A 13,832-nucleotide genomic window follows, 5' to 3' on the forward strand; every position below is an offset into this window, starting at 1 on the left:
ATGAAACCAAAAATTCTTAGAACCTATAACAGTGTGTGGAAGGTAGAAAAAGTTTTGTATGGGATTCAAGATATCCCTCTGCCGATACCTCTGACGTATCGGCAGATAGGATTTTTTGCAGGGGGGTTTATTTTAGTATGGGTCCTTAATCAGTTCCCCCCTCTTAGTTTAATTGAATTAGGGTTAATTGAGTACATTTTTTTACCGGGATTGTTTTCCTGGTTCTTTACAAAACAATTGTTAGATGGAAAAGCACCGCATCGCTTCTTTATGCGAGTGATTCAATATCATCTAAGCCCACATTTTCGCAATCGATATAAAGAAATATCCAGCAGCAAGAAGCCTTACAAGTATGCAAGCCCTGTAAGTTATCGCAAGTTAAGTTATCACAAAAAGGAAGGTGAAGCTGATGAACATCGAATTTCCGGTTAAATACTTTGAAGGCAACCTTGTATTTACTCAAGACGGAACGTGCTGGGCGTACTATCAGCTTGCCGGATACAATTATGATTTTTTAGCTGATGATGAAAAAGACTATATTTTCACAAAGATTAAAGCCTTCTTTTGGCAGATCAACTTGGATACACACATGCTTGTTGTTCCGAATTTTCAATCCATTCAAGAAAAACACGAGCAATTCAAAAGCCGATTGTCAGGACCTTTGAAGGAAGCAGCTGCAAAGCATACTGATGATGCAGCTATCCAACTTGAAAGGCTTCTTGGTAAAGAGGGAACAGAGTACCGTTTTTATATCGGTGTAAAGCTACCTAAGCCAGAGAACATGAAGAAAAATTCTTTCCTGAAAGATTTAAAGGAAGCGTGGAAAGAGTTTATAGGCGGTGTAAATGAAGTATCCGGCCTTGATACACCAGAGATCACAGAAGATGAGATTGAGCGCTACCGCAAAGCGGAACGCCGTGTATATAACAAAGTCCATTCGCGACTGAGGGCAGAGCCGGTAAATGAGGAATCCATTCAATGGCTTATTCGCCGAAATTTCTATAGAGGAATTGGGAAAGCTCCTATCATTAAAAATTGGAGTCCGACGTATTCCGTCCATTACAAGGAGTTTGAGGATGGAGAAATAAGTATTCGTCGTCCGTTATACCATGATGTGCTTCGCTTGACAGAAGGATTGGTTGATGATTCACCAAAACGCAGCCTGATCTTGAAGCAAATTCATGAAGGGGAAGAAAAAGAAGGGCATGTTGCATTTTTAACCATTTCCAATGTGCCTTATGAAATGGAGTTCCCTAACGAAGAATGGATTTACACTATCCAAAGTCTTGATTTCCCTGTAGAAATCAGTATTCGTACGGAAACACTGGAAAATCGAAAAGCCTTATCAGCTGTTCGTAATAAGCAAAAAGAATTGAAAGACCAAGATCGTCATGCGAGAGAAACAGGAAACGACACAGGTTTGAATATTCTTGAAGGAAGACAGGAAGCCCATGAGCTAGAAGCTCATTTGCAGAAGTCACGGATGCCGCTAATTAAAACCTCCATCATATTGTGCGTTTCGGCCACGGATGAAGACGAGTTAAAGCGCCGTTGCGATACAATTAAAGACCATTATCAGGACATGATGTTTCAAGTCGAGCAACCTTATGGCGATCAATGGCTTGCCTTCAATGAATTTCTTCCAGGTGCAAAGCGCTATGTGAAGGACTACATTCATTTTATGGAGCCAGCTGCCGTGTCGGGTGGCATGTTTGGAGCCACAAAACAATTAGGAGATGGAGAAGGCTTTTTCATTGGAACAACAGGTATTCTAGATCAACCAGTCTATATCATGCCGAACCGTGCAGCACAAGGAATCCGGGGAACAAAAACAAATGCGCTTTCAGCTGCATTTTTAGGTTCATTAGGGGGAGGAAAGTCTTTTAGTTCTAACCTGATTACCTATTTATCAGTTTTATCCGGTGGTAAAGCTTTGGTAATTGATCCAAAAGGAGAGCGCGGAAACTGGAAAGATGATCTATATGATCTAAAGGGGCAAGTAAATATCATTTCGCTTTCTACGAAAGCGGAGGACAGAGGACGTTTAGACCCGTTCTCAATTCATGAGGACATCAAAGAAGCTGAAACCTTGGCGCTGGATATACTGACATTTCTTACAGGTGTTCGTTTAGATGATTCTAAACGATTCCCTAAATTGACACAGGCTGTCCGTAACGTGGCTGAAGGTGAAAAACCTTGCTTAACAAAGGTCATGAAAGAATTGCTGAATAGCGAAGATGATACAGCAAGACAATTAGGGGAACATATCAAGTCTTTTAGTGAATTGTCCTTCGCTCAACTGCTATTTGGTGATGGAGATAACCATGCAGCTATTAGCCTTGAAACCGCATTAAATGTTTTGCAAATCCAAAATCTTGAGTTGCCAGCACCTGACACACCGCAAGAGAAATACAATCTATCGGAAATGCTTTCTGTAGCGATGATGCTTCCAATTTCATCTTTTGCCTTAAAATTCATTCATTCAAACCGCAGCATCTTTAAAGTTGTATTACTGGATGAAGCCTGGGCGGTTCTAAATACAAGTCAGGGAAGCCATCTAGCGACACGCCTTGTTCGTGCAGGTCGTTCGATGAATGCAGGTATCTATTTTGTAACACAGAATGCCAACGACTTACTGGATGAAAAAATGAAAAACAACATCGGTATGAAATTTGCTTTCCGCAGTACGGATCCAAAAGAGATCGAAAATGTTCTTTCTTTATTAAATCTGAAGAACACGGAATATAACGCATCAACATTAAGAGAACTTCAGAACGGACAATGTCTGTTCCAAGACATTTCAGGTCGTGTAGGGGTTGTATCCATCAATGCGTTATTCCAAGACTTGTTTGACGCATTTGATACACGCCCCCCAGCTGAAAAGCCGGAAGAAGAATATCTAAGTGATTATGCTAATCATGAGGGCTTGGAGAAGCAAGATGATGAGACAGAAATGGAGGTGTATGTATGAGGAAAACTTGGTTAGCTGCTGGTATAACAGCTGTTATCATTGTTGCCGCAGCTTGCGGCAACAATGAAATTAACGGTCAAGGATCGTCTGATATTCCAGTCGAATGGGTTAATGCTCATATTCAAAAAGATCAGGGTAAAATGGTTGAGCTGCTTCAGAAAGAGCAAACAGCATTAGATCCAGAGGACGAACCGGATAATAGTGTAGTAATTGAAAATTATAGATTAACAGAATGGAAAGCTAATGATGAACGCTATTTCTATGAAATAGTCTACGAGCATCCTGAAGAAAAAAGCACTAAAACGGATAGAATGGAGATCGTTAAAACAGATAGCGGTTGGAAAAGAACACAGTATGGAGAGGTTTATAATTTTGATGAGTTAGTAGCTGACTTGGAGCCGAAAATACTCAAGGAGCTGCATGAGCAATGAAGAAAACCATTCGATTAGTATTAATCGCTGCTTTGCTTTTAACTTCTATGCAAATTCCAGTTTCAGCTGATAGCTTACAAGACAACCTTGTTCCTCAAGATCGTGATACAGGTACGATCGGTGAAGTCGAGCTTGATTATAATGAACATCCGCAGCATCATTACGAATTAGACACTTATGTTGATACGGCAGGCGATTGGATGCCGTGGAATTGGGCTGATGGAGCCGGAAAGCAAATCTATATTGCATTGATGGAAATTATTAATGCGATATGGCAGCTCAATGTTTTATTAGCTAACTTTACGATGGTGATTGTCCAGGAAGCTTTTGAGCTGGATTTTGTATCGGGTGTAGTTGATGAAGTGGGAGCTGCAATTCAGAATATTGCAGGATTTAACTCAGGCGGCTTTATGGCAAATGGACTTTGGCCGTTGCTAGTAACCTTTGTTCTATGCTTAGTGGGAACATGGGCGGCTTATGTTGGAATGGTTAAGCGAGAAAGCAGTCGTGCATGGGGCGGTTTAATATCCGCGTTAATTATCTTCGTTTTTTCTTTAGGTTTCTTTTCAAATGCAGGAAAGGTTTTAGGCGGTCTGAATGAATGGTCGAGTAACCTTCAAAGTGACATTCTAGGTGTGTCCGCAAGCATCGTTAATCCAGGAGCTTCTTATACAGCAGATGAAGGGATTGCGACAATCCGCAATCAAATGTTTGATCTGATGGTTAAAAAACCGTATATGCTAATGCAATACGGTACTACAGAGGTTGATGAAGGCAGAGTAAATGACCTTTTAGCTGTTGATCCAATTTTGGAAGCACAAGAAAGACAAGAAAAAGCGGAAGTTGAGGTAAATGAGAAGGATAATGCAATGATGTCAATTGATGGGATTACACAGCGTGCAGCCTTTGTACCTTTGCTGTTCATCGGAAATAGCATTATCGGGATTTTCCTTCTAATGATTTCAGGTTCAATCATCTTGTTCCAGCTTATTTTCTTGGCACTAGCGCTATTTGCGCCAGTACCACTTTTAATGGCACTTGTGCCGCGTTGGCAGCAAACCGCAGTAGATTGGGTAATGAAGCTAATACATGCTCAGCTGATGAAAATAGCGATTGCTTTACTCCTTACCATTTTGTTTGGTATTTCCGCAATCCTTTACCGTGCAACAGAATCCTCAGACTTAGGTTACTTAGGAATGATGATCCTTCAGATCATTTGTTTTGTCGGTATTTGGGCAAAAAGAAAAGATTTGTTCAGTATGGTTTCTACAGCTGCAAACAATGTTCAAAGCAGTACAGGGCAGACACTTCAGAATTACAAACAGAAATATAATCAGGCACGATCCAAGATGTGTCAAGGAAAAGACTTGCTTGAGGGCAGAAACAGCCAGCTGCGCAATCATCCTTTGGCAAATCGTAATAATGGAGTTAAGCCACAAGAGAAAATTGGGCTTGCGAGTGATAAGCAGTTAGCTAATCGCACAAAACAGTTGGGTGAAACAAAGGACCGCTTAGCTTCAGAAGTTGGAGCCGCAACGCTTGCGGAACGAGGAAATCAAGATTTTCAAGAAGGGCAAGACGCATATAAAAATCAGCTTCAACACCGAGCGAATATTGAAAACGCCCCAACCGATAAGGATCAGCTCATGGATCGTCGGCATGAGCTTGGGCAAGCAGGAGAGAAACAAGACGGACAAAATGTTACGAGTATTGATGACTTGCGTCGCCGTCGAATAGAAACAGGAAGTGTAGCCAATGCACCTTTGGCCGATCGTCAGCCTTTAAAAGACGCACAGCGCGAATCAGCTGCATCTATCGAGCGTCCTGAAAGTGAAAATGTAGAGATTGTCGATCGTCAACAAGCAGAACGTAATGTTAACTTGCGGAACCAGCAAACCCTTCAGGATAACATTAATGAAAGGCAGGATAGCCAACTTTCAGAGCGCAGAACACTTGAAAATAATACAGAAAAGAATGTGTCTCAAGAAACGGTTAATCGCGAGCTACTAAATAATGAAAGCAAAGAGCGCAATATTCAAGAAACCGTTAACCGCAATCAAATTTCTAATGAACATAACGAAAGAACGGTCAATAACATCACAGAACGAAACAACAACGTATCTCGCATCATCGAAAATGCGAAGCAAAACGATAAACCTTTAACAAGATGGGAAGCTCAGCAGCAAATCAATGCTAAGAGGAATGAAGAGTAAGGAGGGAGAGTATGTTTGGATGGGATTTTCATAACAGCAAATCAGACCGGATCAAACTATTCTTCTTCATCCTAGCAGTCTTTCTCGTAATCGGCTTTACATCATCATTTATTTTCCGCAGCATGAATACAAATGAAGTCGGAGCGAAGGACAATACACCGCAAAATGCAACGGAATCGGCAGAAACAGCCGATTCAAGCACTTCAAGTGGAGCTGAAGAAGATCCATCCCAAAATGTAAATAAGTACGATCAAACCGAAAATTTTTCTAAAGAAGATTTACAACAAACAAAAGCAACTGCTGTTCTATTTGTTACAGCCTTTCATACGTACAATGCAGAGAAACCCCAGGAATATTTAGAAAACGCTAAACTCTATATGACCGATGCTTTATATGAAAAAATGAAGCGAAACATGAGACGAGAGCCGCTTGATCGTTCCAATTTAACTGTTAAAGAAACAAGTGTTACCCCTGTTGTTAATTCCAGCAGTTCTGTTGTTCGCTGGAATGTAATGGTGATGGGTGAAGCGAAGGCAACTGATGGCACAATTTCAGAAACGGAAGATTGGTATTTGATCGGTGTTCGGCAAGTGGATGGCGAATGGAAGGTAGAGGATGTGAGAGTAAATGTCCCAAACTAACGATCCAAATAACAGTTATGAAACAGATGGAAGTTCAGCCTTAAAGAGTGCTGCTGGTACAGCTAGTAAGGTAGCTGTAAAACAAGTTGTCAAGAAAGCTGCGCAAAAAGCCGGTACAGCTGTCACTCTAAAATTAGGTTGGCCAGTCATTTTAGGAGCCGTAGCCGTATTAATCGTAGGTATGGGAATTGCTGTCGCGATGGTCCTTATCATTGCATCCAGCGGAGAAGAATCAAAGCCTGAAGGCGGTGGGTTCTGGGGTGGAGAAATATCCGAAATCGGTGTAAATGAGATTCCAGCTGCTTTTATACCAATCTATAAGGCAGCTCAAGAAGAATACGGTGTGCCTTGGAATTTACTCGCAGCCCATCATCGCGTAGAAACGCGATTTTCAACCATTCATCCTATGATTTCGCCCGTGGGAGCAACTGGGCACCTCCAGGTGCGACCATAAGGTCACATAAGAAATTTCCATTAGCAAGGAACAGGTTAGACCACAACGACCTGTCGTCACCCAGCTTATCCGTGAGGGAAACCAAATATCGGGGAGTGTAGCATGCTGGGAAAGCCATAAGTTACTGAAATACCACAGTACGACTGAATGGCAAGGCGAAAAGTTGTAAATGAGGATAAAAGCTAAACTGCCTGAATGACAGTCCGAGGGGGTTAATGGTCCACCTATAACGGAAGGTATTTATAAACGTTATACAGTCAAAGGAAGCGAGATAATTGAAGGCTTGGTTTCTGATAACACAACCGATTAATTGCGTGTCAGTTGTGCAGTGGTCTAAGGCTGACCATCTTCAATAAGAAGAAAAGGGCGAACGTCATATCCGACATTACAACGTGCTTGTTCTTATGTGTACTAAATGGTGATTACCTAAGTTGGAAAGCCGTTAGGCTATGCACAAAGGTGCTGAATATCCAATAAGGTAACGGAGTTCCTGTAGTAGTCCGAGGTAAGGAAAGCTTACCACATGGCGAAGGGGAACAGTTTATCTAGTCTAACTTAAATTGGAAAGGAGCGTGAGGCTCTATGAGAAGTCCAAAAGTAGTGTTAGACAATCTAGCGAAGCAAACAATTCGAAAAGATTATAAATTTCAAAGGCTCTATAGAAACCTTTACAACATGGAGTTTTATCTTATCGCATATGCGAAGATTTACTCCAAAGAAGGCAATATGACAGAAGGTGTAGATGGGCAAACCATTGATGGTATGAGTCTTGAACGTATTGAAAAACTTATCGAAAAACTAAAAGATTTTAGTTATCAACCTAAACCGTCTAAACGAGTCTATATCCGTAAAAAGAATGGCGGTAAAAGACCTCTAGGTATTCCATCTTTTGAAGATAAGCTATTACAAGAAGTTGTGCGAATGATACTTGAAAGCATCTATGAGAAGAATTTTTCCGAAATGTCTCACGGTTTCCGCCCTATGAGAAGTTGCCATACCGCATTGGCTCAAGTGAAAGATAGATTTACGGGAGTCAAATGGTTCATTGAAGGCGATATTAAGAGCTTTTTCGATAATATTGACCATCATACTCTTATTGGAATACTAAAAAGAAAAATTGATGATGAACACTTCATCAATCTGATATGGAAATTCCTAAGAGCTGGGTACCTAGAAGACTGGCATTTTAACAAAACATACAGCGGGGCTCCACAAGGCGGAATCATTAGTCCGATTCTCTCGAACATTTACCTAAACGAACTTGATCACTTTATGAAAGAATATAAAACTAAATTTGATAAAGGGAAAAGTCGAAAAAGGTTAAAAGAATATCGAACTCGAGAAGCTAGACTATCTAGAGCAAGGGCAAGATACAAAGAGAAATGGGACGAAATGAAAACGGAAGAGAAAGAAGAAGCACAACTACATGTTAATAAACTTAAAGAACACATGATGGAACTTCCTTACAAGGACCCAATGGACGATAACTTTAAAAGAATTCAATACGTTAGATACGCTGATGATATCCTAATAGGAGTCATTGGGAGTAAAGTAGACTGTAGGAATATTAAGCGTGACATCACTCAATTTCTGGAGAATGAATTAAAAATTGAATTATCACAAGAAAAAACGCTAATTACTCATTCTAAAAAGAGAGCGAGATTCCTAGGGTACGACGTAAAAATCAGTCATGATAACTTAACGACTAAATACGAAACAAATGGACATAAACGGCGTACTAGAACTATGTGTTGCGAACTTTTACTCCCTCATGAAGTTTGGAGAAACAAACTGATTGAATACAAAGCGTTAAAAATAGACCCAAACACAAAGAAATGGAAGTCAGCTCATCGAGCGCACCTACTTCAAAATGACGATTTAGAGATACTTTCAACGTATAACGCTGAAATAAGAGGTTTGTACAATTACTATAGATTGGCGAATAACGTCTATAAACTGCATGGTTTTAAGCACATTATGGAATACAGCATGTATAAAACATTCGCCAACAAATACAAATCAAGCGTTAAAAAGATAATCAATAAATTCAACATAAATGGTCATTTTGGCGTTAGATATGATACTGCCAAAGGAAAAAAGGTTTCCTTCTTCTATAATGATGGATTTAAAAAGCTAAATCTCATCTCTAAAGAAGAAACAATAGACGTTATCCCTTCGGGAAGAAATATAATTTATAATCGAACGAGTTTAATTGAAAGACTTTTAGCTGGCCAATGTGAATGGTGCGGAAAGACAAATCTTCCACTAGAAATACATCACATTAAAAAGCTAAAAGACCTTAAAGGCAAGAAGAGATGGGAGAAGCGAATGATTGAACGTAATCGCAAAACCATGGCACTTTGTAAGGAATGCCATCTCAACTTGCATAACGGGAAGCTAGATTGATAAATGGAGAGCCGTATACATCGAGAGGTGTACGTATGGTTCGGGGAGGAGTTCTCGGAAACCTACCATAGAAATTATGGAAAGGCGCTGGGTTCTTACTCTACTTTATGCCTTGTACGTGGGTTGGATGGGGCCATCCTTCGTGTGGTGGATTAGGGAAAGGTAATATCTCACAATCTGAAATTACTAGCCTTTCTGTCATTTCAAAGTATGGTGGCTATGGCGTTGATGGAGACGGAGACGGCAAGGCTGACCCAAATGATTTAGAAGATGCTATTTTCGCAGCAGCTAAGTACTTAGCTGCAAACGGTGCAGCTGATGGGCGCATTCGTGACGCTGTTTTTGCTTATAATCATGCGGACTGGTACGTTGAAGAAGTGTTAGGTTTTGCTGATTCTTATGTAAAAGGATATGTTGCTATTGGTGGTTCAGGGGAGCATAGTGGTGTAGAAGTTGTAGATATTGGACGTAAGTGGATCGGAAACTCTGAATATGTTTTTGGTGGCGGAAGAAATCAAAATGACATTGCAAGAGGTCGCTTTGATTGTTCCAGCTTTGTTCATTGGGCCTTTACTCAAGTAGGTGTAAATTTAGGTCCTTTAGGTTCAACTAGTACGGAAACTCTGAAGCATTTAGGGAAACCTGTTTCTCCTAGTGAAATGAAGCCTGGCGATCTAGTATTTTTTGACACTTATAAAATAGATGGTCATGTCGGCATTTATGTTGGGGATGGGAAATTTATTGGTGCGCAAACAAACAAAGGTGTAGCTATTGAGGATATGACAAAAGGATACTGGGAAGAAACCTTTAATGGTCGAGTAAAACGATTATAACAACTAGGTGATAAAAATGGGATACGATATTAAACAATTTAATCCAACCGATATGAAGTTTACTTATTGTTTTACAAGCCATGATTGCTATGAATTAAGATCAGGTATATGTTCCTTGTATTTAAGCGAAGAGGAAGCAGAGAAAATTAGTGAAAAAGAGGGTAATGTATATGGCGACGGCAATGTAATGTCTTGCCGTACTTTAGCGAAAACATTACTGGATATTAACTACTATGATAATCCCAGTTTTCAAGATGCGAATTTCTCAATAAGAATGCATCCAAGAGACTGCAATCACTATGTGTTTTCAGATGGTCAGCATAGAACCTGCATAGCAAAGCACTTAAACATCCAATCTATGTATGCTAAAGTTGAGAATTATAAAGTTAATTACGAGATTAATTGTATCGCTTGTCACGAGAAAGTCGAGGAAGAAAAAGAAAATACAAAATTGGTCAATAGAATGCGAACTTTTTTTAATCTCAACAAAAAGAAAAAAACTCGATCAAATTTCATTGATGAAGAGCATATGAAGTTTAAAAAAGATTTTTGTTATAAATCATTCATGAATAAGGAGTAATAATGAACCCTGTATTAAGTTATACAGGGTTTTTCATATGAACCTTAAACTCCAGCAATTATTCAATTAAGGGACCATATTATTGAAGATGAATTTTACTATATTTAATTTACTAAATAATAAATTATAATATAAATAATGGAAAAAGATGCAGAAAAATATTTAGGTGTAGGTGAACGTATGAGAAAGCCAATGGATTTAAATTCTTTAGTGAGTAGTTACAAAAATTTACCGGAGGAAGTTTTCGAAGGAATCCAGAGTTTTTTCAATTTTACTATGAGGAAAGAAGAGGTTGATCAAATTTCTGCCTTTATTGATAATTTAAATGTGGACGATAGCCACTTTGGATATTTTTATGTGGGTTATAAAATACCTCAGATAGATAAGGAATTTGATCTCCTAAGATTTGGGCAAGATTATATTTTGAATGTGGAAATAAAGTCTATTTTAAAAGAAGATGATGCTCGGAAGCAGTTAGTCAAAAATAAATATTATTTATCTTCTTTAGGTAAAAAATTAAAATTATTTACTTATATTTCAGAAGACAATAGTTTTTATCAATTGGGAGATGATGAAACTTTTCATCAAGTTGACTTTGAGGTGTTCGAAAAACTTTTAGTTAGTCAAAAATTAGAACATCATTCAAATTTAGATGATTTATTTGACCCATCTGATTACTTGGTTTCTCCTTTCAATCATACTGAGAGATTCATTAATGGACTATATTTTTTGACGAAACAGCAACAGGAGTTTAAGGACAAAATACTAAAAAGTTCGTCACAATTTATAATTTTAGAGGGTTTACCCGGTACTGGAAAAACTTTATTGCTTTATGATTTAGCTAAAGAATTTAGCAAAGCACATGATATAGTTATAATTCATACAGGAGCTTTAAATGTTGGCCATTTAACACTAAACCAACAATATAAATGGAGAATTATTCCGATAAAACAAGTTAATGAGATTGAACGCCTTAATCCTCAATTTATTTTTGTTGATGAAACTCAAAGAATGTATCCCCATCAGCTAAAGTATATTATTGAATACATACAAAAAAATAATATAGTCGGCATTTTTTCTATCGATCCAAAGCAAATACTTTCGATTTATGAATCTGGATACAATAATATAAATACACTCCTGTCGTTGGAGAACAGTGAGTTACATGGACTAAGTAAAAAGATTAGAACAAATAAAGAGCTTGGAGCATTTATCAAAGGTTTGTTTAACTTAAATTCTATGAAGTATTGTAATAACACCGAAAATATATCTATCCATTATTTTGGCGATATTAACCAAGCGAGAGGCTTTGCGACAGGGCTAGAACGCGAGGGGTGGCAGATTATTGACTATACAGGCCAAAGATTTAATGGTGAAGCAATCCAGAGGATGCAGCTGCATAGAGGAATGAATGCACATGAAGTTTTAGGACAAGAATTTGATAAAGTACTTGTTTTAGTCGGTTCAACTTTTTACTATAATGATCAAAATAGTCTTGCTGTAAGAAAAGCAAATTATTATGATCCGGAGCGTATGTTTTATCAATCTGTTACCCGAGCTAGAAAACAAATCATGTTGCTTATTGTAAATAATCCTGAATTCATGACTAAACTCATTAACGCATTGAATAATAACCAGAAAAAACAATTGTCTAAGGCATAATTATAGAGTTTTATTAAATGCTGCTTACCTGGCAGTAGAAAATGACTCCTTTTTATAAACCAACATTATTTCTAGTCGCCTTAAGGCGGCTTTTTTTCTTAAGAAAATTTTTGTTCATTATAAGTAGACGCTAGATGAACAATCAAAAGTATAGTAAAATCAATGTGTCAATATGCCATCAAGGGAACCAAAACCATGTTTATAGGGGATTATAATTAACATAATCATGTTTATAGACACTGAAAAAAGGATCTTCCAGTAAGAAGATCCTTTTTTTTGCTGCTAAAAGTTTTAGTTTTTAAAAATATTCGAATCTTTTCCTCAACGACTATAAACGCTTTCACATGTTCCAGGCGCTGGTTCATAAAAACAATGTTGTTTAAATTGACCACTAAAAGGTTGGCCATACCATGTTGGAGGACACGGACCATATGGATTAAAGTACCAAAGAGCATATTTCACTGGGTAATCTCTCCAATATTCCAAATTCTTTCTTGCTAATCTTCTTTCAGATTCTCTTGCTCGTTGATAAAACATATTGCCTTTTTGCACAGCTTCAAAGGAGTAATTTCCCCCTTGTACTTGAAAAATAACATCTTCAATGGTCCTTACATCCATGAAATCCGCACAATCAGCTACAGCACGGTTTACAATCACGTTTCCAACATATAGCATCCCCTGTACTCCTTCACCTTCAGCCTCTGCTCTCATCATCCTTGCCATTAAATCAACGTCTGCATCTCGGTAAGCGACTCTTGCCATTTTTCCACCTCCAAAATACAGTATGAAAAAAAGCAACATTCATGTCTCTTTTTTACAATTTGTTAGGATAAGAGCACATCAATTTTCTTGGTGAATATAAACTTTAGTCTTCAACAATCAGGCGCTTTAATGAAGTAACTAAAGCCTAATTTTTCACTTATAACACCGAGAAATTAGACTTTTTATATTTTGATTTCCTTAACGTTGTAAATATGCGGTTATCTTAACTTAGATGTGAGAACTATTAGAATATCAATGGTTCTCACATCATTTACATATATTCGATGTAAAGGTTTAAATAAGTTTGATTATTTATGATGTCTTATAAAAATAAATTAACGCCACCGGTAGCTTGAAAAACTACTTTTTCTATTTATTTGTATTTAATTTTTCCCACTCACTTAAATACATCCGTTTTGTTATTTTATTAGGATTTTCGAGTTTACAAATCAATTCCAAACTATTACCATCAGGGTCATTAAAATGAATTTTAGCGTGAGCATAGTTATCATGTGCCATTACAAAAGGTTCTACTGGCTCAAAGCCAAAAGCCTCCCTTGGTTCACATCCTTTACTTTTGAGCCAACTAACCGAATTTTTTAATCCTTCTAACGATACTTGAAATGCTATGTGTCTTATTGAAGGATGATATTCAAGTTCTACCTTATCGGTTTCCCATAAGCCCAACCAGCTTTTATTTTTTTCAATCCATAAAAATGCCAAACTATCCTCTACGCTGTGGTCAAACTCTAAACCAAGTTCTTTATAAAATTCGATAGACCTTTTCAAATTACTTACTGGTAAATGTGCTTCGTATAATCCTTTAATCATTAATAAAACCCCCTTGTATTAATAATACAACCATATAAATTTATTACT

At 37.9% G+C, this 13,832-nt stretch carries 12 protein-coding genes; 10 read left to right on the forward strand and 2 right to left on the reverse strand.

Features of this window, described 5'->3' with window-relative positions:
* The 10 genes from AC0VZ9_RS28765 to AC0VZ9_RS28810 all read left to right on the forward strand — a co-directional run bounded on the left by AC0VZ9_RS28765 (nucleotide 1) and on the right by AC0VZ9_RS28810 (nucleotide 12,191).
* Entirely contained in the window at nucleotides 1–432 is a 432-nt protein-coding gene (locus AC0VZ9_RS28765) for a TcpE family conjugal transfer membrane protein (protein ID WP_475397577.1), read from the forward strand.
* Nucleotides 410–2,971, forward strand: a complete 2,562-nt coding sequence (locus tag AC0VZ9_RS28770; RefSeq protein ID WP_475397578.1) for an ATP-binding protein — start codon at nucleotides 410–412, stop codon at nucleotides 2,969–2,971. Before AC0VZ9_RS28765 ends, AC0VZ9_RS28770 begins: the two co-directional genes overlap by 23 nt.
* Nucleotides 2,968–3,402 (forward strand): hypothetical protein, encoded by a 435-nt coding sequence (locus tag AC0VZ9_RS28775; protein WP_475397579.1) that lies wholly within the window; start codon nucleotides 2,968–2,970, stop codon nucleotides 3,400–3,402. The genes AC0VZ9_RS28770 and AC0VZ9_RS28775 overlap by 4 nt, the downstream gene beginning before the upstream one ends.
* Nucleotides 3,399–5,615 (forward strand): CD3337/EF1877 family mobilome membrane protein, encoded by a 2,217-nt coding sequence (locus AC0VZ9_RS28780; RefSeq protein WP_475397580.1) that lies wholly within the window; start codon nucleotides 3,399–3,401, stop codon nucleotides 5,613–5,615. The genes AC0VZ9_RS28775 and AC0VZ9_RS28780 overlap by 4 nt, the downstream gene beginning before the upstream one ends.
* 11 nt (nucleotides 5,616–5,626) lie before the next feature.
* Complete coding sequence (locus tag AC0VZ9_RS28785) at nucleotides 5,627–6,256, forward strand: hypothetical protein (RefSeq protein ID WP_475397581.1); 630 nt, start codon at nucleotides 5,627–5,629, stop codon at nucleotides 6,254–6,256.
* Nucleotides 6,243–6,710 carry a hypothetical protein gene (locus tag AC0VZ9_RS28790; RefSeq protein WP_475397582.1) on the forward strand — a complete coding sequence of 156 codons (468 nt, stop codon included), beginning with the start codon at nucleotides 6,243–6,245 and terminating at the stop codon, nucleotides 6,708–6,710. Before AC0VZ9_RS28785 ends, AC0VZ9_RS28790 begins: the two co-directional genes overlap by 14 nt.
* 582 nt (nucleotides 6,711–7,292) lie before the next feature.
* Nucleotides 7,293–9,116, forward strand: a complete 1,824-nt coding sequence (locus AC0VZ9_RS28795; protein ID WP_475397532.1) for a reverse transcriptase/maturase family protein — start codon at nucleotides 7,293–7,295, stop codon at nucleotides 9,114–9,116.
* A gap of 107 nt (nucleotides 9,117–9,223) precedes the next feature.
* Nucleotides 9,224–9,949 (forward strand): C40 family peptidase, encoded by a 726-nt coding sequence (locus AC0VZ9_RS28800; protein WP_475397583.1) that lies wholly within the window; start codon nucleotides 9,224–9,226, stop codon nucleotides 9,947–9,949.
* Between the two features lie 16 nt (nucleotides 9,950–9,965).
* A complete protein-coding gene (locus tag AC0VZ9_RS28805) occupies nucleotides 9,966–10,529 on the forward strand; it encodes a hypothetical protein (RefSeq protein ID WP_475397584.1) in 564 nt (187 codons plus the stop codon).
* Between the two features lie 138 nt (nucleotides 10,530–10,667).
* Nucleotides 10,668–12,191 (forward strand): DNA/RNA helicase domain-containing protein, encoded by a 1,524-nt coding sequence (locus AC0VZ9_RS28810; RefSeq protein WP_475397585.1) that lies wholly within the window; start codon nucleotides 10,668–10,670, stop codon nucleotides 12,189–12,191.
* Nucleotides 12,192–12,512: 321 nt separating this feature from the next.
* On the opposite strand, the gene AC0VZ9_RS28815 is transcribed toward AC0VZ9_RS28810, so the two are convergent.
* Both AC0VZ9_RS28815 and AC0VZ9_RS28820 read right to left on the reverse strand, forming a co-directional pair.
* A complete protein-coding gene (locus AC0VZ9_RS28815; RefSeq protein WP_475397586.1) occupies nucleotides 12,513–12,953 on the reverse strand; it encodes a cell wall hydrolase in 441 nt (146 codons plus the stop codon).
* Nucleotides 12,954–13,322: 369 nt separating this feature from the next.
* Nucleotides 13,323–13,784 (reverse strand): VOC family protein, encoded by a 462-nt coding sequence (locus AC0VZ9_RS28820; protein WP_061792571.1) that lies wholly within the window; start codon nucleotides 13,782–13,784, stop codon nucleotides 13,323–13,325.
* Between the last annotated feature and the right edge of the window lie 48 nt (nucleotides 13,785–13,832).

The sequence above is a fragment of the Cytobacillus sp. QJM3NY_8 genome (assembly GCF_056173585.1).

Bases quoted from the DNA above. Each gene is read 5' to 3' on its own strand.
- AC0VZ9_RS28765 (WP_475397577.1), top strand. From the start codon at position 1: ATGAAACCAAAAATTCTTAGAACCTATAACAGTGTGTGGAAGGTAGAA.
- AC0VZ9_RS28770 (WP_475397578.1), top strand. From the start codon at position 410: ATGAACATCGAATTTCCGGTTAAATACTTTGAAGGCAACCTTGTATTT.
- AC0VZ9_RS28775 (WP_475397579.1), top strand. From the start codon at position 2,968: ATGAGGAAAACTTGGTTAGCTGCTGGTATAACAGCTGTTATCATTGTT.
- AC0VZ9_RS28780 (WP_475397580.1), top strand. From the start codon at position 3,399: ATGAAGAAAACCATTCGATTAGTATTAATCGCTGCTTTGCTTTTAACT.
- AC0VZ9_RS28785 (WP_475397581.1), top strand. From the start codon at position 5,627: ATGTTTGGATGGGATTTTCATAACAGCAAATCAGACCGGATCAAACTA.
- AC0VZ9_RS28790 (WP_475397582.1), top strand. From the start codon at position 6,243: ATGTCCCAAACTAACGATCCAAATAACAGTTATGAAACAGATGGAAGT.
- AC0VZ9_RS28795 (WP_475397532.1), top strand. From the start codon at position 7,293: ATGAGAAGTCCAAAAGTAGTGTTAGACAATCTAGCGAAGCAAACAATT.
- AC0VZ9_RS28800 (WP_475397583.1), top strand. From the start codon at position 9,224: ATGCCTTGTACGTGGGTTGGATGGGGCCATCCTTCGTGTGGTGGATTA.
- AC0VZ9_RS28805 (WP_475397584.1), top strand. From the start codon at position 9,966: ATGGGATACGATATTAAACAATTTAATCCAACCGATATGAAGTTTACT.
- AC0VZ9_RS28810 (WP_475397585.1), top strand. From the start codon at position 10,668: ATGGAAAAAGATGCAGAAAAATATTTAGGTGTAGGTGAACGTATGAGA.
- AC0VZ9_RS28815 (WP_475397586.1), bottom strand. From the start codon at position 12,953: ATGGCAAGAGTCGCTTACCGAGATGCAGACGTTGATTTAATGGCAAGG.
- AC0VZ9_RS28820 (WP_061792571.1), bottom strand. From the start codon at position 13,784: ATGATTAAAGGATTATACGAAGCACATTTACCAGTAAGTAATTTGAAA.